The organism is Mycolicibacterium stellerae, from assembly GCF_003719305.1.
In the GTDB taxonomy this organism is placed as follows: Bacteria; Actinomycetota; Actinomycetes; order Mycobacteriales; family Mycobacteriaceae; genus Mycobacterium; species Mycobacterium stellerae.
On sequence record NZ_RARC01000006.1, the window covers coordinates 205,140 to 223,436 of the forward strand.

Below are 18,297 nucleotides of genomic sequence, written 5' to 3' on the forward strand. Positions count from 1 at the left end.
GCTGGCACACTGGCGCCATGAGCATCACCGCGCTGGCCGACCTTCCCGGCAGGCCCTGCCCGATCGCGGCGGCGCTCGGTCTCGTCGGTGAACGATGGGCGCTGCTCGTCATTCGTGAGATCGCGCTCGGGGCCACCCGCTTCGGCGACATCGTCGCGGGTACCGGGGCACCGCGGGACCGCATCGCGGCCAGGCTCAAGACGCTCGAGAGTGCAGGCATCGTCGCCCGGACGAAGTACCACGACAGCCCGATCCGCTACGAATACCGGCTCACCGACTCCGGCGCAGCACTCACGCCGGTTCTCGACGCACTCCTCGAATGGGGGAAACATCACGCCGTCGCGCCCGACGACCCCGATCGACAACACAGATACCGACCGATGGGCGAGCTGAAAGTGAAGGGATCACGATGACCGCAGAACTGGCCGACGCGACCACGCGCGAGGACTGGGGATCCCAGCGGTCACGCACCGTCACCTGGCATGAACCCGGTCCGAGCACCGCCAAGGGCCTGACGATGGCCGGGATCGATTATCTGCGGGCCATCACGAATGGTGACCTGCCTGCGCCGCCGATCGCGGGCCTGCTGCGCTTCGACATGGTCTCGGCCGACCCGGGGCGGGTGGTTTTCACGTGTGAACCCGACGAATCGGCGTACAACCCGATCGGGGCCGTGCACGGCGGTCTGGTCTGCACGCTGTTGGACTCCGTCACCGGTTGTGCGGTGCACAGCACGCTGCCGCAGGGCAAGGGCTACACCTCGGTCGAGATCAAGGTGAGCTACCTCAGGGCGGTCCGGCTGAACAGCGGAGTGCTCACCGCGACAGGAACCGTCGTGAAGTCGGGATCGCGGGTCGGCTTCGCCGAGGGCGTCGTCACCGATGCCGCGGGCGCGGTGGTGGCGACGGCGACCAGCACGCTGTTGGTCTTCGACCTGTAGTCACGCAGGGCCGAGGCGCTACGTTCGACGGGTGGCGCAGCAGCAGTTCCTTGTCATCGGTGCCGGCATAGCGGGTCTTGCTACGGCGGTCGCATTGCAGCGCGGTGGCCATCACGTCACGATCCTCGAGGCCCGCTCCGACACCACCAGTGGGGCTGGAATCAGCATCTGGCCCAACGCCCTTGCGGCACTTGACCACATCGGGCTCGGTGACGCGGTGCGGGAGGCCGGCGGTCGGGTGACCGCCGGAGCGATGCGTTGGCGCGACGGCACGTGGCTGCGTCGTCCGTCCGGGCAGCGGATCGTCAAGGCCCTCGGCGAGCCGTTGGTGGTGATTCGTCGATCGGCGCTCAACGACATCTTGGCCGGTGCGCTGGCGAGCGGCACTGTGCAATCCGGACTCAGCGCCGAGGACATCGAGTCCACACCGGACGGTGTCAGCGTGACACTGTCTGATTCGACGACGCGCCAGGCCGCCGCCGTGATCGGCGCCGACGGCACGCACTCGGTGGTGGCCCGCCACCTCAACGGCCCTCTGCACAACCGCTACGCCGGATACACCGCATGGCGCGGCATCGCCGACGCCGCAATCGACCATGACCTCGCCGGCGAGACGTTCGGCGCAGGACGTGAATGCGGGCATGTACCGCTTGGCCCCGATCACACGTATTGGTTCGCAACCGAGCGCGCCCCGGAGGGTCGGGTCGCACCGCAGGGCGAACTCGAGTATCTCAAGATCAGGTTCGGGTCATGGGCCGAGCCAATGCCTGCGCTGCTGGCCGCAACCGACGCCGAGGTCGTCCTGCGCAACGACCTGTACGACCGCGGTGAGGCGCGCATCTGGTCGAAGGGCCCGATCGTTCTGGTCGGCGATGCCGCCCACCCGATGCGGCCGCATCTCGGCCAGGGCGGCTGTCAAGGGCTGGAGGACGCTGCAATCCTGGCCGCCTTCGTCGATCAGAGCGGCGATCTACCGACCGCGTTCGCCCGGTTCGCGGCGTACCGCAAGCCACGGGTGAGGGCGTTGACGCGCGAATCGGCGATGATCGGCAGGGTCGTCAACCTGCGGCCGGCGCTGCTGAGCGCGCTGGCCAGTCGCGCGACGGTCCTGGTGCCGGAGGCGTTACTGAACCGGCATCTGGCCGCGGTGGCTTCGACGTCGGCGTTCCGGGCGCCGACGGCGGCGTCAGCCTAGGCCGAAGGGGCTGAGGAACGTCGAGCAGATCTGACGCAGGTCTACCAGTCCGAGCACCGCGCCACCGCGCATCGCGCCGCATCCCAACATGGGACTCGACGCGTTCCACACCGCGGGCCCACCCGAGGCTGAGCCGCAGGTAGGCCAGGCGCGCAGGCCCTGCGTTCGCAGGACGTTCTCGGCGACCCTGATCTGCTCTTCCCGCGACGCCGTCGACGGGGAGCCCACACCGCCGTTGGCGGCCCAGGTCGACGGCTTGAACTGCAGGCCGCCGTAATGCCCGTTTCCGGTGTTCGTCGACCAGTTGCCGCCGGATTCGCATTGGGCGATGGCATCCCAGTCCACGCTGTCGGCATTCGCCGTGGCGGCTGAGAGCGTCATCGGCGCCATTGCGAGCGCCCCGGCAATTGCGACCAGCCAGGCGGCCTTTTTCGCCGTCCGGATGAACGAGTGGCGTTTCTTCATCACTTTGGTCCTTCCCCGACCGTGTAACTACTGGGGTTTTCGGGTTGGGAGTGTCAGGCGTTACACAGGAGGTATATGCACGTTATCGGGACGGGATAGGACACAGCTAGCGATGTGGCAAATGAGTATGAAGGGCAATTTGAGTAAATTGTTAAGGAAGTGCCAGAAGTGAATTTTGTGACTGCTGTGAATACGAAAGGTGCCGGACCCCTTGGGGCACCGGCACCTTTCTCAGTTGTGCGCTTTCGGTACTAGCCCCGCCTGCCGCAGACTGGCCACGCGCCGATGCCTTGGCTCTTCAGCACGTTGTTGGCCACGCGTATCTGCTCATCGCGGCTGGCGCGGTGGGGCGAACCCGCTCCACCGTTGGCATGCCAGGTGCCCATGGTGAACTGCAGGCCGCCGTAATAGCCGTTACCGGTGTTGATGGCCCAGTTGCCACCCGACTCGCACGCCGCAACGGCATCCCAGTTCACACCGCTGTCCGCATTCGCGGTGCCGGTCGCCAACGCCATCGGCGCCAGGGCCAACGCCCCAGCGATGGTGGCCAGCCCGAACGTTTTGCGGATGTTCTTCACTTCTTTCCTTTCGCCAAGCGCGCGCCAACAACGCCCGCTCACGCAGGCGCCGATGCCGTTGAGGCAGAGACTTGGGCCGTGCCGTCTCGGTTAGGCACGACAGGGGGAGTGAAAGATCACTTCCACCGGGTGGTACGCCCGGCGACCGCGGAAGCAGGCCATCACGCCGTCCGCGGCCCCGCTCACACGCAGGTTCGTGGTTTGAAATTATTTGCTCATTTCCGAGCCGCCTGGAAACGTACAAAGCCGTCTCGACAAAGTCATCTCGGTGAAGAACGTGTCGCGGTTAGATCACGGTCAGATCACGATCGCCAATTTGTGCAGTCCGCGCAGGTCATCGCGGCGTGTTGACCTCGGAGTCACGCCACGGCTGGCACGACGGCAACGTGGGCCAAATCACACATATTCTGTGACCTGGGACACTCCGAATTTGATTGATAACTCAAAGATTCCAGGTCAGATCGCCCCAGAATTGGCCTGCACCAGTGCTTTTCAGCAACTACACGGCCGAAATAGTTTGCTGTCTTACCATGTCGTCGATCAGTGACGAATTTATCTGCTAGACAGTAGCTTTCGCGCCATTGATACATTCAGCCCACGTCCGGCTCACCTGTACCCCGCTGGCTTTTCGAACCACCAGGACGCATGAATTATGAAGGGGAGGTGGATATCTCACGACGACAACGCGTATTCCGAATCTCAAGGCAGGTAAGCGCTCGTTGCGTTTTCGCGACTGTCCGTCGCGGCGATCTCAATGGCGCATCGGGATCGACTTCAGTGCGGATCGCTGTCAGGCTCGTTTGCCGCCATTGCGAAGCGGCGGGCTGGAAGTCGCATACGAGGCACCGAAATCTGCACGGCGAGAGGCGTTCTCGTGGGACACCGAGAAGATGAAAGCGGTAATTCAATAGCGAACTAATTACGGATCAATGGCGAAAGATTCACGAAAGAATGGCTAATAATTCGATGCCACACCAAGCAATACGAATGAAGTAATTTGCTACGAATTCAGCTAGGCCATGGACCGCGGTTCAGGATAGGTCAGCGGTGGTGTTCACGTTCGTCAGTGCCCGTTGCGTCGGCATCACGATGCGTTGCGTGTCGACGGTGTCCACCAGCGCACGCATGCTTCGCTCCCCCGATGCGATCAGCGCGTCGACCCGATCAGCCAGCTCGGTGCGGTAGACGCCGGCCAGATAATGGTCGCGGCCGTCCCACGGCAGCACCACGTCGACACCCAGCCGGGCCGCGTGTTCGGCGAGTTCGCCGATCAACTCGGTATCCATATGCGGCATGTCGACCGCACAGACGAAGGCCAGCTCACGCCCGGCATCCGCGGCCGCCCGCAGACCGCGTCCGGTGGCCAACAGCGGACCGACCCCGCGCACCTCGTCGCGCAAGACCTCGGCCTGCAGTTCGGGTAGCGGCTGGCCAGGAGCGGCGATGACGAACACCGGCGAACACCGGGCGCTAAGGGCAGAGACGACCAGTTCGACCATGGTCGAGCCGTCGTAGGGCATGGTGGCCTTGTCGCGGCCCATCCGGCGAGACGCGCCGCCGGCCAGTACGACAGCAGCAAGCGGTACGGGCGATGTCACGTCAGTGAGATTAGTCGACGGTCCAGGTGTCTTTACCGCGCAGCAGCGACTGCAGCGCGGCCGTGTCGTGCGGCTTGGCATCGCGGGCAACGGCGACCTGCTGACGCGCCGCATCGTCGTAGGTCGGCTTGCTGACCTGACGGAAGATGCCCATCACCATGTGCTCGAGGTTCTGCTCGGAGAGCCGTGACAGCGCGAAGGCGTATGCGGGGTCGTCGATGTGTGCGTCGTGCACCACGATCGCTTCGGCGGCCACATCGGCTGTCTTTGCGACCTCGAGTCCGAATCCGGACTTCACGACGCAGTACTCGCCGCCGGCGCCGAAGGTGATCGGCTCACCGTGGGAGAGGTTGATCAGACGCTCCTCGGCGCCTTCCTTGCGCAACGCATCAAACGAGCCGTCGTTGAAGATCGGGCAGTCCTGCATGATCTCGACCAGCGCGGCACCACGATGCTGGGCGGCACCGCGCAGCACCTCACTCAACCCCTTGCGGTCGGAGTCCAGCGCGCGGCCGACGAAGGTCGCCTCGGCGCCGAGCGCCAGCGACACCGGATTGAACGGGTAGTCCAACGAGCCCATCGGCGTCGATTTGGTGATCTTGCCGGTTTCCGACGTCGGCGAGTACTGACCTTTCGTCAGACCGTAGATCCGGTTGTTGAACAGCAGGATTGTCACGTTGATATTGCGGCGCAGGGCGTGGATCAGGTGGTTGCCGCCGATGGACAGCGCGTCACCGTCGCCGGTGACAACCCAGACCGACAGATCCGGCCTGGCAAGAGCAAGACCCGTTGCGATCGTCGGGGCCCGGCCGTGAATCGAGTGGAAGCCGTAGGTCTCCAAGTAGTACGGGAACCGGCTCGAGCAGCCGATACCACTGACGAAGGCGATGTTCTCGCGACGCAGACCCAACTCGGGCAGGAAGTTGCGAATCGTGTTGAGGATGACGTAGTCACCGCACCCCGGGCACCACCGGACCTCCTGGTCGCTGGTGAAGTCCTTGGCCTTCTGCGGCTCATCGGTTGTCGGCACGCCGCCGGTGCCGGGAACCAGACCGAGGTCCGTTCCTATCAGGTCGGTCATGTGTCTGCTCCCACGCCAGTCTCCACGGTGGCCGCCGCCAACCGCGCGAACTTAGCCTTGTCGCTTTCCTTTTCGCTCAACGTTCCGTCCAGCGCGCCATCGATAATGCCTTCGACCTCGTCAGCCAGGAACGCCATGCCTTCCACCTTGGTCACCGACTGCACGTCAACCAAGAACGTGCCGCGCAGCAGCAACGCCAACTGGCCGAGGTTCATCTCTGGCAGTACCACATTCGGGTAGCTCCGAAGCACCTCACCGAGATTCGCGGGGAAAGGGTTGAGGTTACGCAGCTGCGCGTGGGCGACCTTGATGCCTTTGCGCCTTGCCCGCCGACACGCCTCGCCGATGGGTCCGTACGAGCTACCCCAGCCGAGCATCAGCAGCTCCGCGTCGCCCGTCGGATCGTCGACCTCGAGATCCGGCACGGCGATGCCGTCGATCTTGGCTTTCCGCAGCCGCACCATCAGGTCATGGTTCTTCGGCTCATACGAGATGTTGCCCGAGCCGTTCGCCGCTTCCAGGCCACCGATGCGGTGCTCAAGGCCCGGGGTGCCAGGCACGGCGAACTGACGGGCCAGCGTCTCGGGATCGCGGGCGTACGGCTGAAACGGCTCACCGGTTTTTGCGAAGGTGTGCGCGATCGGCGCGTAGGTGCTGACGTCGGGAATCTGCCATGGTTCAGAGCCATTCGCGATCGCGCCGTCGGACAGGATCATCACCGGCGTGTGGTAGGTGATGGCGATACGGGCGGCCTCGACCGCCACATCGAAGCAGTCGGACGGTGAACGCGGCGCGATCACCGCGACGGGTGACTCGCCGTTGCGGCCGAACATCGCCTGCAGCAGGTCGGCCTGCTCGGTCTTGGTCGGCAGGCCGGTGGACGGTCCGCCGCGCTGCACGTCGATGACGATCAGCGGAAGTTCGGTCATCACGGCCAGGCCGATGGCCTCCGACTTCAACGAGATACCCGGACCCGACGTGCTGGTGACGCCGAGCGCACCGCCGTAGGAAGCGCCGATCGCCGCGCCGATGCCCGCGATCTCGTCCTCGGCCTGGAAGGTGAGGATGTTGAAGTTCTTGTGCTTGGAGAGCTCGTGCAGGATGTCTGACGCCGGCGTGATCGGGTAGGTGCCGAGCACCAACTGGATGTCGGCGAGTTGGCCCGCGGTGACCAAGCCGTACGCCAAGGCGGTATTACCCGAAATCTGGCGGTACTCCCCGGACTTCAGCTTCGCGGGCGCCACTTCGTAGGTGCTGGCGAATGCCTCCGTGGTCTCGCCGTAGTTCCAGCCTGCCTTCAAAGCCAGCACGTTGGCCTCGGCGATATCGGGCTTGCGGGCGAACTTCTCCCGGATGAACGCCTCGCTGTGCTCGAGTTCGCGGCCGTACATCCACGACAGCAGGCCGAGCGCGAACATGTTCTTGGCGCGCTGGCCGTCCTTCTTGGTGGCGCCGATCGACTCGACCGCGCCGAGCGTCAGCGACGTCATCGCGACGGGTTGGACGACGTAATCGGAAAGTTCGTCGGTCTCCAGCGGGTTGGCCTCGTATCCGACCTTCGCCAGGTTGCGCTTGGTGAACTCGTCGGCGTTGGCGATCACAAGGCCGCCGCGGGGCAGGTCGGAGATGTTGGCCTTCAGCGCGGCCGGGTTCATCGCTACGAGGACATCGGGACGGTCGCCCGCGGTCAGAATGTCGTAGTCGGCGATCTGAATCTGAAACGACGAGACGCCCGGAAGAGTGCCTGCTGGTGCGCGGATCTCGGCGGGGTAATTCGGTTGCGTCGCAAGGTCGTTGCCGAACAGGGCGGCCTCGGTGGTGAACCGGTCACCGGTGAGCTGCATGCCGTCGCCCGAGTCGCCGGCGAAACGTATGACGACCTTTTCGAGCTTCTGGCGAGCCGCCGGACTGGCCCCGTTGCCGTTCGGGCTCACAACCCCCGCCTTTCGTGCTGCTCTCGGACGTTTTCGTCAGTCGCGGGCTGATCGCGCCACCAGGCTCAAATGTCCATCAAATTTGGTGTCACCCGCAGTACCGATTAAACCACTTCTCTTAGGACCCGTTTTGCACGACTCGCGGGTTACCAGCAGGTGACACACGCGCAAAAATAATGGTCAGCGCAGTGTGCGAGGACTCGCTGAGACAAAAGTGTGTGCTTCGTCACGTTGCCGCGACACCACTTCTCTAAGGAAATTGTTACCCGCCGGTAGCTCCCGGCTAGCACCCTAACGTTTCGCCGCAAGCGCATTGATGGGGAAACACCTGATGCGCTGACATACCCGGCCTCCCTAACGTCGGCCGCAGGTCGGATGGAACTCAAGGGGACACCATGGAAAAGACAGGCAAGCACCTGCCACTCATCGCCGCTTCGGCGATCGCGGCCAGCACAATTGGAATGTTCACCGCCGCTGTGCCCGCACAGGCCGAGACCTGCGAGTATGAATTTCCGACCATTCTCCAGGTCAAGACACCGGCCGGCATCGAGCCAGACGGGTGGACGTACCAAATTCCGGTATCTGGTTCACCGCGACGGACCGTCGGGCCGGGCAAGGCGATGGGGGCCGTCATTGGATTCCAGGAAGGCTCGTTCGGGACTCCCTACGGCGGCATGAATGGAAACAGCATCAATTTCACCATCAACTTCGACAGCGGGCCGGCCAAGGGAAGTACCACGGCATTCCGCGGCCAGATCGACCCCGATGGCTTTGCGAGCGGGACGATAGCGTCAACTGGCACTCCCTGGCGATCCAGCGAAAAGATGTCGTGCGTCTACAAGCCGCCGGTGGTTGAGGCGCCGAAGCCTGCGCAACCCGCCCCGTCCGCGGACCACATGTTCCAGCTCACCGCCGATCGCGACAGGTACAAACGCCCCGGCGGAAAAGATGAGGACAAGCTCCCCGGCTTTGTCGACGGGGCGCCCGACGGCCCACAGGTGAATCTGATCGGATGCCAGAAGGACAATTGGTGTCAGATCGCAGTACCGCCAGATAACCAGTTCGTCTGGGTGTGGGGCGACGCCGTGCCGCCGGAGGTTCGATTCTGAGTGTCCCTGGCACGCTGCTCGCCCGGCGGCCAGCATTAGCCGAGCAACCACGCCGGTTTGTGAATCTGACGACGCAAATCGCCGTCTAACGTCGTCAGGTTCACAAACGTGCGGCCCGCCGAATCAACCGGGCAGGTTGAACGGCGTGATCACCTGAATCGGCGCCGGACGTGCCGCCTCGAAGGGCAGCGCCCCGCGCTCCTGCAGGATCAACCGTATCGCCAGCCGCGCGTCGGCGCGTAGATCGTTGTGCAGCACGACGGAGATCCGGCCGTCGCGCAACAGTCGCCGATTGTCGGCGTCCAGGTCGTGTGCGATGAACACCCGGCAGTCGCGTCCTAGCCGCTCGAACGCGGCAACGGTCGCGGCGTTTCCGCCCCCTACGGAGTAGACGGCCTCCACCGCCGGGTTGCGCTCCAGCGCTTCGAGCACCAACCGCTCATTCGTCGCATCGATACCGTCGCTGTCACTCACCTCAACGATCTGGCGGCCCGAACCGCGCAGCGCAGACCGGAAGCCGACCTCGCGCTCGCCCTCGCCACGGAACACGTTGCGGCTGAGCGTGATCAACACATCCGACGGTGACGCGCCCAGCCACTGCCCCATCAGATAGGCGGCGGTCACGCCCGCGCCATGGTTGTCGATGCCGACATATGAACAGCGCGCGCTGCCGGGCACATCGGTCGCATAGGTCACCACGGGAACGCCGCCGTCGACGAGCCGGTCGATCACCTCGGCCACCTCGGGTTCATCCTGGCCCTTGAGGATCACGCCGTGGCTGCCGCGCAAACGGGACAACGCTTCGACCATCTGCCCGGTCGACCCGGTCTCCCACAGGTGAAATCGGGCCCGCACCATCGCGGGCGCGAAGACCGGCAGCTCCGCCTCGACGGCAGCGCGGAACGCGTCGGAGAATCGCTGCGGGGTCTGCATGACCACGTCGATCAGGTAGCGCCTGCCGCTCAACCGCAGCTGAGCGCGCTGTTTGTCCAGGTCCGCGATCGCCTGCATCACCTCAGCGCGGGTGTTCTCCCGCACGCCAGGCCGCTCGTTCAACACGCGGTCGACCGTGGCCTCGCTCAGCCCGGACTGCTGAGCGATCTCGCGGACTTTGAAGCGGTGAGCCATCGGGCTGGTGTCCCGTCTCCCCGCGAGCAGACGCAAATGTGCCGCAACACGCCGCTGGAAGGGCACTTTTGCGTCTGCTCGCGCAAGATCGTGAGGCGTTTTTGATGGGTTTCTGGTGTTGATTGCGGTGCGGTCGACAACCAGACTAGCGACATGGCAACCCCACTGACCACTGCATACAGGCCGTGGATCGATGAGTCGGATTGCGGGCTCGACGAGTTCCGTGCCGCGGTGGCCCAAGACACCGACCTTGCCGACTACCCACACGCCATCGACGTGCGAGACAACGTCCTGGTTTACCCGGCCACTGCTCCGTCTGACCGGCGAGCACTACAGGCCGAGCTCATCCGCGCGCTGACCGACGGGCCCGGCGTCGTGGTGTTCGAAGACGCCTTCAGCACGGCCGTCGTCGACCGGGCCAGCAGCGCCTTCTACGCCATCATCGAGGCTCAGCGCGCAGCAGGCTCCGCAGCGGGCGACCACTTCGGTGAGCCAGGCGCCAACGACCGCATCTGGAATGCCGCGCAGAAGCTGGCCCTGCATGCTCCCGACGTGTTCGCGCACTACTACGCCAACGACACGATCGCGGTGATCTCCGAGGCGTGGCTCGGGCCGCGATACCAGGTCACCTCGCAGGTCAACGTCGTCAATCCCGGTAGCAAACAACAAGTTCCGCACCGCGACTACCACCTCGGCTTCGTCGCGCCGGACGACCTTGCGGCCTACCCCGCACATCTGCATCGCATGTCACCGATGCTCACCCTGCAGGGTGCGGTCGCGCACTGTGACATGCCGGTCGAGAGCGGCCCGACGATGCTGCTGCCCTACTCGCAGCGATTCCTCGGCGGCTACATCGCGTTCAATCGGCCCGAGTTCGTGGCGTTCTTCGACGAACACCACGTGCAAGCCCCGCTGCGCAGCGGCGACGCGTTGTTCTTCAATCCCGCGCTGTATCACGGCGCAGGGACGAACGAGTCGACAGATATCAACCGCATGGCCAACCTGCTGCAGATCTCCTCGCCATTCGGCCGCGCGATGGAGGCGTTGGACCGGACCGCGATGGTGCGGGCGATCTACCCGGCGCTGCTCGCGATGAAGGCTGCGGGCCGCCCCGAGCGCGAGCTGCACAACGTCGTCGTCGCGACCGCGGAAGGCTACCCGTTCCCCACCAACCTCGACATCGACCAGCCGATCGGCAGCCTCGCCCCAGCGTCGCAGGTCGACGTGGTGCTGGCCGCGCTGGCTGACGGTGCCACCCCACAACAACTCGACGTCGCGATGCGCGACAAGGACGATCGGAGAGTCCCGTGACCACACTCGGCGTAATCGGATTGGGTCGCATCGGCGCCTTCCACACCGACACCCTCAGCGCCCTCGACGGCGTCGACAGGCTCGTCGTCACCGACGAGCGGCCCGAGCTCGTCGCGGCGGTGGCGGCCAAACACGGTGCCACACCGGCTGATTCGGTCGACAAGCTCCTCTCGTCGGAGATCGACGGAGTCGTGGTCGCCGCGGCGACGCCCGCCCACGCCGCGCTGACACTGGCCGCCGTCGAGCGCGGGATCCCCACCTTCTGCGAGAAGCCGATCGCCGCCACCGCCGCGGAAAGCGCCAAGGTCGCCGACATCATCGCCCGCTCCGGCGTCCCGGTGCAGGTCGGTTACCAGCGTCGCTTCGACACCGCATTCGCCGCGGCCAAGCGTGCCGTCGACGACGGTTCGCTCGGCACCCTGCACACGGTCCGAAGCACGACGATGGACCCCGCCCCACCACCGATGGAGTACATCGCAGGCTCGGGCGGCATCTTCCGCGACTGCGCGGTGCACGACTTCGACATACTGCGCTGGATTACCGGCGAGCAGGCCGTCGACGTCTACGCCACCGGCAGCGTGCAGGGTGATCCGCGGTTCAGCGAGTTCGGCGACGTCGATACCGCCGCCGTGGTGGTGCGCTTCGAATCCGGCACCCTCGGCGTGGTCTCGGCAGCCAGGTACAACGGCCACGGCTACGACTGTCGCCTGGAAGTTCACGGTTTCCACGACACTGTGGTCGCCGGCTGGGACCAGGGTGCGCCGGTCCGAAACGTCGACCCCGCCAACGACTTCCCCGAGGGCCCAGCGCACCACTTCTTCATGGACCGCTTCACCGAGGCGTTCCGTGCGGAGCTCGCGGCCTTCGTCGACGTAGCGAACGGCAAGGCCGCTCCCGCGTGCACCGTTGAGGATGCAGTCGAAGTCGCCTGGCTTGCCGAGGCGGCGACGGAGTCGTTGAAGCGTGGCGTTCCAGTACGGGTTGAGGAAGTGAGGTCTCGATGAAGATCGCCGGTGCCCCGATCTCGTGGGGTGTGTGTGAAGTACCCGGATGGGGATATCAGCTCACGCCCGAACGCGTGCTCGCCGAGATGCGCGACGTCGGAATGTCCGCGACGGAACTTGGGCCCGAAGGGTTTCTACCGTCTGACCCCGCCAGTCTGACCGCATTGCTGAACTCGTACGGCCTGCGCTGCGTCGGCCAGTTCGCACCGGTGGTGCTGCACGATCTGGGCCACGATCCGCTGCCCGATATCGCCGCATCGTTGGATGCGATCGTGGCGTGCGAGGCAGATGTGCTTGTGCTCGCCGCTGCGACGGGCTCCGACGGGTATGACGCGCGACCGACTCTCGATGACGGGCAGTGGCAGACCCTGCTTGCCAACCTGGACCGGCTCGCAGCCGCCGCGGCCGACCGCGGCGTGCTGGCCGTGCTGCACCCACACGTCGGCACGATGGTGGAAACCCGCGACGAGGTCGGGCGGGTGCTCGACGGCTCGGAGATTCGACTGTGCCTCGACACCGGCCACCTGCTGATCGGCGGGACGGACCCGCTACGCCTGGCACGGGAGGTGCCGCACCGGATCGCCCACGCCCACCTGAAGGACGTCGACGCAAAGCTGGCCGCGCGTGTGCAGGCAGGCGAGTTGACCTACACCGAGGCGGTCCGCGGCGGCATGTACACGCCACTCGGAGTGGGGGACGTGGACATTGCGGGCATCGTCACCGCGCTGCGGAGCAATGGGTTTGACGGCTGGTTCGTCATGGAGCAGGACACCATCCTCGATGACGATCCGACCGACGAGGGTCCGCTGCACGATGTGCGCGCTAGTGTGACGTTCATGCAGAACGTATGCCGCAGCGTAGCGGTATGAGTTTGCGGATCGGGGTGCTCGGTGCATCCCGAATCGCCGATCTCGCCATCGTCGGCCCCGCCAAGCAGTTGGGTCACCGACTGGTCGCCGTCGCCGCGCGCGATCGGGGCCGCGCCGCGCTTTTCGCCGAAAAGCACGGTGTCGAGCGAGTTTTGGACTCCTATGCCGAGGTGATCGCCGACCCGGAAGTCAATGCCATCTACAACCCGCTGGCGAATTCGCTGCATGCCCCGTGGAATCTCGCGGCGATCGAGGCGGCCAAGCCGGTGCTCACCGAGAAGCCGTTCTCGCGCAACCGTTCCGAGGCACAGCGGGTTGCCGAAGCCGCGCAGGCGACGGGCGTCACGGTGATGGAGGGCTTTCACTATCTCTTCCATCCGGTGATGCGCCGCGCACTCGAGGTCGCCGTCGACGGAACGATCGGCGATATGCACCACGCCGAGGTGCGGATGGCGATGCCCGCCCCCGATGCCTCCGACCCGCGTTGGTCTTTCGAGATGGCCGGTGGGGCGCTGATGGATCTCGGCTGCTACGGCCTACACATCATGCGCAGGCTCGGCCACCCGTCGGTCATTCGCGCGCACGCGAGCCAACGCACTCCCGGTGTCGACGAATGGTGCGATGTGGAGCTCGGCTTTCCCTGCGGCGCGACCGGCCTCAGCGCGAACACGATGGCCGCCCCCGACCATTCGTTCACGGTGCGCATCGTCGGTACCAAGGGGGATCTCTTGGTGCACAACTTCATCAAGCCCCACGAGGATGACCGACTCACGATCCGCACACCGGCGGGTACGCGCGTCGAACACCACGGCACCAGGACCTCTTACAGCTATCAGCTTGAGGCGTTCGCCTCCCACGTGCTCCATGGCACACCGTTACCGATCGACACCGCCGACGCGGTGGAGAACATGGCTTATGTGGACGCCGCATACCGGGCCGCAGGTATGACGCCGCGATAGAAGCACAAGGCAGTTAATTCCGTGCAGTCCACGGTGAAGTCGATCTCGGCCGCCCCGCAGGTATGACAACACGGTGATATATCCGCGCCATTCTCTGGTGTCGGGAGAATGCTAGGAACTTTCTGTGAGCGTTAGCTAATGTTTTTGAATGGTCGGTCACGTCGTCAACCGTGAAACCGAAGAGGCCACGCTCACAAAATTTTTGACGTTGGCGTCGACCCAACCCGCTGGGCTGCTCATCGAGGGCGAGGCAGGGATCGGCAAAACCACCTTGTGGCTGGCTGCCGTCGATCAGGCAAGGGAACGCGGTTTCAAGGTCTTGTCGGCGCGTGCGGCTGCGGCGGAGTCGGTGTTGGCCTATGCCGCACTCGCCGACCTGTTGAGGGAAGTCGACGCATCGGTTTGGGCTGAATTGCCGGACCCGCAGCGTATCGCTGTGGACCGAATCATGTTGCGGGGTGACCCGACCGACCCCGCATCGGATCAGCGCGCCGTGGCTGCGGGCTTCCTCGGGGTTGTCGAGCGGATCTTGTCGGAGGGCCCGCTAGTGCTGGCAATCGACGACCTGCAATGGCTTGACCCGTCCAGTGTGCAGGTGGTGAGCTTCACTGCGCGCCGGCTCTCCGGACGGGCAGGCGTTCTCGCAACGGCACGAGTCGGTCCCGACATCGAGACGACCGCGTCCTGGCTTCATATGGCTCGACCTGATGACATCCGGCGAATCCAGGTGCCACCGCTGACCCTCGGCGGACTGAATCAGGTAATCGCGACCAGATACGGCCGCGCGTTCCCACGTCCGACGATGGTGCGTATCCACGAGATCTCCGGCGGGAACCCGTTTTACGCGTTGGAGTTGGCGCGGGTGATCGATACCGCGGAGGTTGCCAGCGATGCAGTGCTGCCCGATACGCTCACCGAGTTGGTGCAGTCCCGAGTCGGCCGTCTACACAAAGATGTCCGACACGTGTTGCTCGCCGCGGCCTGTATCGCAGCGCCAACCGTTGAACAGGTGGCCTTGGCGACCGGCGCACCCATCAGCCGCGTGATTGATCTGCTCGAGGATGCTGAGGAAAAGGGCATTGTCGGAATCGACGGCCACTGGGTGCGATTCGCTCATCCGCTATTGGCGCGTGGGATTTATACCGGTGCCGCCATTGCCCAGCGCAGGAGCATGCATCGCCAGCTGGCCAAGGTCGTCAAAGAACCGGAGTTGAAGGCGCGGCACCTTGCGCTCGCCGCGACCACCGGCGATCCCAATACTCTTGATGCCCTCGACAACGCAGCCGAGATGGCCCGCCTCCGAGGCGCATCCGCGACCGCAGCTGAATTCCTCGAGCGTGCTCTCAAGCTCGACGGTGACACCCCGCAACGACGAATCCGATTGGCGGGTCACCATTTCAACGCCGGTGATCCCGGCCGGGCGCAGGCGCTACTCGAAGATACGATCGCCACACTGAAACCCGGTCCGGTGCGTGCCGAAGCGCTCGCGCTGCTCGGCTTCGTGCGGCTGTGGGTCAACAGCTTTTCGCAAGGCGCGGAGCTTCTGCAGCAGGCCGTCAACGAGGCCGGCGACAATCTGGCGCGCCGCACGCCCATGTTGGTGAATCTGGCTTTTGCCCTGTTCAGCGTCGGGCTGATGGCGGAGGGAGCTCTCCGCGCCGAGGATGCGGTCGCCGACGCGAAGCACCTGCAGAACGGCGATCTGCTGAGTCAGGCACTGGCCACCCGCGAGCTGTTGCGCTTCATGTGCGGCGACGGACTCGACGAGCCCAGCCTCGCCCGCGCGCTCGAACTCGAAGAACTCCGCGGGGACATGCCGCTTGCGGTCCGCGCATGCATGCAGAAGGGTCTGATGCTGGCGTGGACAGGCCAGCTGGATCCAGCCGCCGAGCAGATGCTGTCCATCAGAAGGCATTGCGAGGACCGGGGTGAGGAAAGCGAACTGATCTATGTCGCCTTCCACAGCGGTCTGATGGCGACCTGGCGGGGCGACCTCAATGAGGCCGTCCGCCTCGCCGATGAGGCGATGGAACGAGCATTGCAACTCGGTGATCTACCAGTCATGGTTGCGTTGACAGTCCGCGCGATGCCAGCCGCCTACCAGGGTCGCGTCGCCGATGCCCGCGGCGATGTCAGCGCTGCACTCGAGATCGGAGCCCGCTGCGGAGCAAATATTCTGGCGGTGTGCCAGCTGACCACGCTGGGGTTCCTCGAGGTGTCGCTTGGCCGCTATCGTGAGGCGCTGACGACGCTTCAGCCACTGTTGAGCGACTCAGGTAAAGCGCCCAAAGCAACAGAGATGTTTCTCGCCGCGTTCATCCCCGATGCCGTCGAGGCTCTCATCGCCGGGGATCAAGTGAACCAGGCCGAAGTGCTCGTCCAACGGCTGGAGCGGAACGGCACCAGAGTGGATCGGCCGTGGATGTTGGCCGTCGGGGCCCGCGCGAGGGCGATGGTGTGCGCGGCGCGCGGCGACGTCGAGGGGGCGAGCGCGGCCGTCGGTCACGCCATGGCGGAACACGAACGATTGCCGATGCCCTTCGAACGTGCTCGCACCCAACTTGTCGTCGGGCAGCTCCTGCGTCGACAACGCCACAAGGACCTCGCGGTGAACACGCTGACCGAGGCACTGTCGACCTTTGAGGCGATGGGTGCCCGATTATGGGCCGAGCGCGCCTCCACCGAGCTCGCGCGAACGAGGTTCGGTCCCCGCATGATCTCGGGGCTGACGCCGTCCGAACAGCGGGTCGCCGAGCTCGCGGCCAAGGGGATGACCAACCGCGATGTCGCAGCCGAACTGTTCATCAGCCCGAAGACCGTCGAGGCCAACCTGTCCCGCATCTACCGCAAGCTCGGCATCCACTCGCGCGCGGAGCTCGGCGGGCGGATGAGGGACCCCGACGGGTAGGGAAACACCTTATTTCCTCGGAAGGACGCGCACCCTAACGTCGAGTCATGGCACACCCGTGCTTCCTCGTTGAGTGGTACCGACCCGAGCCCGGGCAGGAAGCCCTTGCCGAGACGGCCGCCAAGCTCAACGAATGTGCGGCCGCCGTGTCCGCAGAGGGCGCACCCGTACGGCTGGTGACCATGTTCTCGGTGCCACCCGACGAAATGTCGTTCGCGCTGTTCACGGCCGATTCCGTGGATGCTGTCGCCCAAGCCTGCGGTCAGGCGGGCATACCACCTGACCGACTAACCTTCGCTGCCGGTCTGGGCTCACCCGACGACGACTGACGCCGACTCGTCTTGAACTCCCACTTGCGGCTCGCTCGATATCCAGAGCGATCCACGGCGTAGGGACATTGGGGCATGCGGGTAGGGAAACACCTGATGCGCGGGTGACCCCCGCAGTCGTAGCGTCCTCACAACCCGGGGTCGGCAACGATGTTCACCACTGGAAAGGGCGAGTCCTATGTTCTCAATTGGCGATGCGTGCAGGTTTTCCCTGGCCGGCGCTGCGGCTTCGACAATCATGGTCGGAGCATTCACGATTGCTCCATCAAACGTTCATGCGGTACCGATGGTGCCGTTGGCACCCGCTTGCGCCGAGTACGAATTTCCGCCTCTGTTCGACATTTATCAAACCGACGGGTGGCGAATTCAAATCCCAACGTCGGGTGCTCCGAGGCGTACGGCCGGACCTGGCCAGGCCACCTACTGGAAAGACGGCAAGCCCGATCCCTCGAACGGCGTACCGACCGGCGGTATGAACGGAACGGCAATTGACATCACCATTCCCTGGAGCAATGGCAGCCGAGGCCGATTCACGGGCACGGTACAGGCTGACGGAACGGTGACTGGCACTTCGGTCGACGAGACGAATACCAATCACCAGTTCAAATGGAATGCCAGAAAGCTGCCTTGCGCCGCGACCGCTGTGGCGCCCGCAGACCAGGCGCCGGCGGCGTCAAACGTCAACAAGCGCAAGGCGGCAAACGACGTGGACATCTCGGACGGGCCGCAAGACGACGCCGCAATCATCGGAATGCTGAACGAGGGCGAGGTAGTCGATGTCGCGCCCGGCTGCGAGACCGACGTCAAATGTGAAGTCATAGGAAGAGGCTGGGTTTGGGGCAACCACCTGGTGAAGGTCTTCGGCCGCGCCTGAGGTGACGGCGACCGG

17 protein-coding genes are annotated in these 18,297 nt (G+C 64.9%); 11 read left to right on the top strand and 6 right to left on the bottom strand.

The genetic code is table 11. The features are described 5' to 3' along the window. Window positions 1-17: 17 nt before the first annotated feature. The 3 genes from D6M19_RS11040 to D6M19_RS11050 are packed head-to-tail and all read left to right on the top strand — an operon-like array spanning window position 18 to window position 2,135. The gene (locus D6M19_RS11040; protein ID WP_123025234.1) at window positions 18-413 is read left to right on the top strand and encodes a winged helix-turn-helix transcriptional regulator; all 396 of its coding nucleotides are present in this window, start codon (window positions 18-20) and stop codon (window positions 411-413) included. Continuing rightward, window positions 410-940 carry a PaaI family thioesterase gene (locus tag D6M19_RS11045; RefSeq protein WP_123025235.1) on the top strand — a complete coding sequence of 177 codons (531 nt, stop codon included), beginning with the start codon at window positions 410-412 and terminating at the stop codon, window positions 938-940. The genes D6M19_RS11040 and D6M19_RS11045 overlap by 4 nt, the downstream gene beginning before the upstream one ends. Window positions 941-971: 31 nt before the next feature. Then, window positions 972-2,135 (top strand): FAD-dependent oxidoreductase, encoded by a 1,164-nt coding sequence (locus tag D6M19_RS11050; RefSeq protein ID WP_234834807.1) that lies wholly within the window; start codon window positions 972-974, stop codon window positions 2,133-2,135. Here D6M19_RS11050 and D6M19_RS11055 read toward each other — a convergent pair. From D6M19_RS11055 to D6M19_RS11075, 5 genes are all read right to left on the bottom strand, one after another. Then, the gene (locus D6M19_RS11055) at window positions 2,127-2,525 is read right to left on the bottom strand and encodes a transglycosylase family protein (protein ID WP_234834812.1); all 399 of its coding nucleotides are present in this window, start codon (window positions 2,523-2,525) and stop codon (window positions 2,127-2,129) included. The genes D6M19_RS11050 and D6M19_RS11055 overlap by 9 nt on opposite strands. A gap of 326 nt (window positions 2,526-2,851) precedes the next feature. Further along, window positions 2,852-3,178 carry a transglycosylase family protein gene (locus D6M19_RS11060; protein WP_123025238.1) on the bottom strand — a complete coding sequence of 109 codons (327 nt, stop codon included), beginning with the start codon at window positions 3,176-3,178 and terminating at the stop codon, window positions 2,852-2,854. A 1,031-nt stretch (window positions 3,179-4,209) separates the two neighbouring features. After that, window positions 4,210-4,776 (bottom strand): molybdenum cofactor guanylyltransferase, encoded by a 567-nt coding sequence (gene mobA, locus D6M19_RS11065; protein ID WP_234834808.1) that lies wholly within the window; start codon window positions 4,774-4,776, stop codon window positions 4,210-4,212. Window positions 4,777-4,786: 10 nt separating this feature from the next. Further along, window positions 4,787-5,857: a 2-oxoacid:ferredoxin oxidoreductase subunit beta gene (locus D6M19_RS11070; protein ID WP_123025240.1), complete on the bottom strand. Its 1,071-nt coding sequence runs from the start codon at window positions 5,855-5,857 to the stop codon at window positions 4,787-4,789. Then, the gene (locus D6M19_RS11075; RefSeq protein WP_123025241.1) at window positions 5,854-7,791 is read right to left on the bottom strand and encodes a 2-oxoacid:acceptor oxidoreductase subunit alpha; all 1,938 of its coding nucleotides are present in this window, start codon (window positions 7,789-7,791) and stop codon (window positions 5,854-5,856) included. The genes D6M19_RS11070 and D6M19_RS11075 overlap by 4 nt, the downstream gene beginning before the upstream one ends. A gap of 395 nt (window positions 7,792-8,186) precedes the next feature. Here D6M19_RS11075 and D6M19_RS11080 point away from each other — a divergent pair, with 395 nt between their 5' ends. Continuing rightward, window positions 8,187-8,900: a hypothetical protein gene (locus D6M19_RS11080; RefSeq protein ID WP_123025242.1), complete on the top strand. Its 714-nt coding sequence runs from the start codon at window positions 8,187-8,189 to the stop codon at window positions 8,898-8,900. A gap of 123 nt (window positions 8,901-9,023) precedes the next feature. Here the strand turns inward: D6M19_RS11080 and D6M19_RS11085 are convergent, their stop codons facing one another. Beyond that, window positions 9,024-10,028 (bottom strand): LacI family DNA-binding transcriptional regulator, encoded by a 1,005-nt coding sequence (locus D6M19_RS11085; RefSeq protein ID WP_123025243.1) that lies wholly within the window; start codon window positions 10,026-10,028, stop codon window positions 9,024-9,026. A gap of 153 nt (window positions 10,029-10,181) precedes the next feature. Between D6M19_RS11085 and D6M19_RS11090 the strand changes: the two genes are divergently transcribed. The 7 genes from D6M19_RS11090 (at window position 10,182) to D6M19_RS11120 (ending at window position 18,282) form a co-directional block, all read left to right on the top strand. Further along, entirely contained in the window at window positions 10,182-11,339 is a 1,158-nt protein-coding gene (locus D6M19_RS11090) for a phytanoyl-CoA dioxygenase family protein (protein WP_123025244.1), read from the top strand. Then, entirely contained in the window at window positions 11,336-12,343 is a 1,008-nt protein-coding gene (locus tag D6M19_RS11095) for a Gfo/Idh/MocA family protein (RefSeq protein ID WP_123025245.1), read from the top strand. The genes D6M19_RS11090 and D6M19_RS11095 overlap by 4 nt, the downstream gene beginning before the upstream one ends. Next, on the top strand, window positions 12,340-13,212 hold the full coding sequence (locus tag D6M19_RS11100; protein ID WP_123025246.1) for a sugar phosphate isomerase/epimerase family protein: 873 nt from the start codon (window positions 12,340-12,342) through the stop codon (window positions 13,210-13,212). The genes D6M19_RS11095 and D6M19_RS11100 overlap by 4 nt, the downstream gene beginning before the upstream one ends. Beyond that, window positions 13,209-14,171 carry a Gfo/Idh/MocA family protein gene (locus D6M19_RS11105; protein ID WP_123025247.1) on the top strand — a complete coding sequence of 321 codons (963 nt, stop codon included), beginning with the start codon at window positions 13,209-13,211 and terminating at the stop codon, window positions 14,169-14,171. Before D6M19_RS11100 ends, D6M19_RS11105 begins: the two co-directional genes overlap by 4 nt. A 148-nt stretch (window positions 14,172-14,319) precedes the next feature. Next, entirely contained in the window at window positions 14,320-17,079 is a 2,760-nt protein-coding gene (locus D6M19_RS11110) for a helix-turn-helix transcriptional regulator (protein WP_123025248.1), read from the top strand. A 47-nt stretch (window positions 17,080-17,126) separates the two neighbouring features. Then, entirely contained in the window at window positions 17,127-17,408 is a 282-nt protein-coding gene (locus tag D6M19_RS11115) for a hypothetical protein (RefSeq protein ID WP_123025249.1), read from the top strand. Between the two features lie 178 nt (window positions 17,409-17,586). Further along, window positions 17,587-18,282: a hypothetical protein gene (locus tag D6M19_RS11120; RefSeq protein ID WP_164478433.1), complete on the top strand. Its 696-nt coding sequence runs from the start codon at window positions 17,587-17,589 to the stop codon at window positions 18,280-18,282. Window positions 18,283-18,297: the final 15 nt, after the last annotated feature.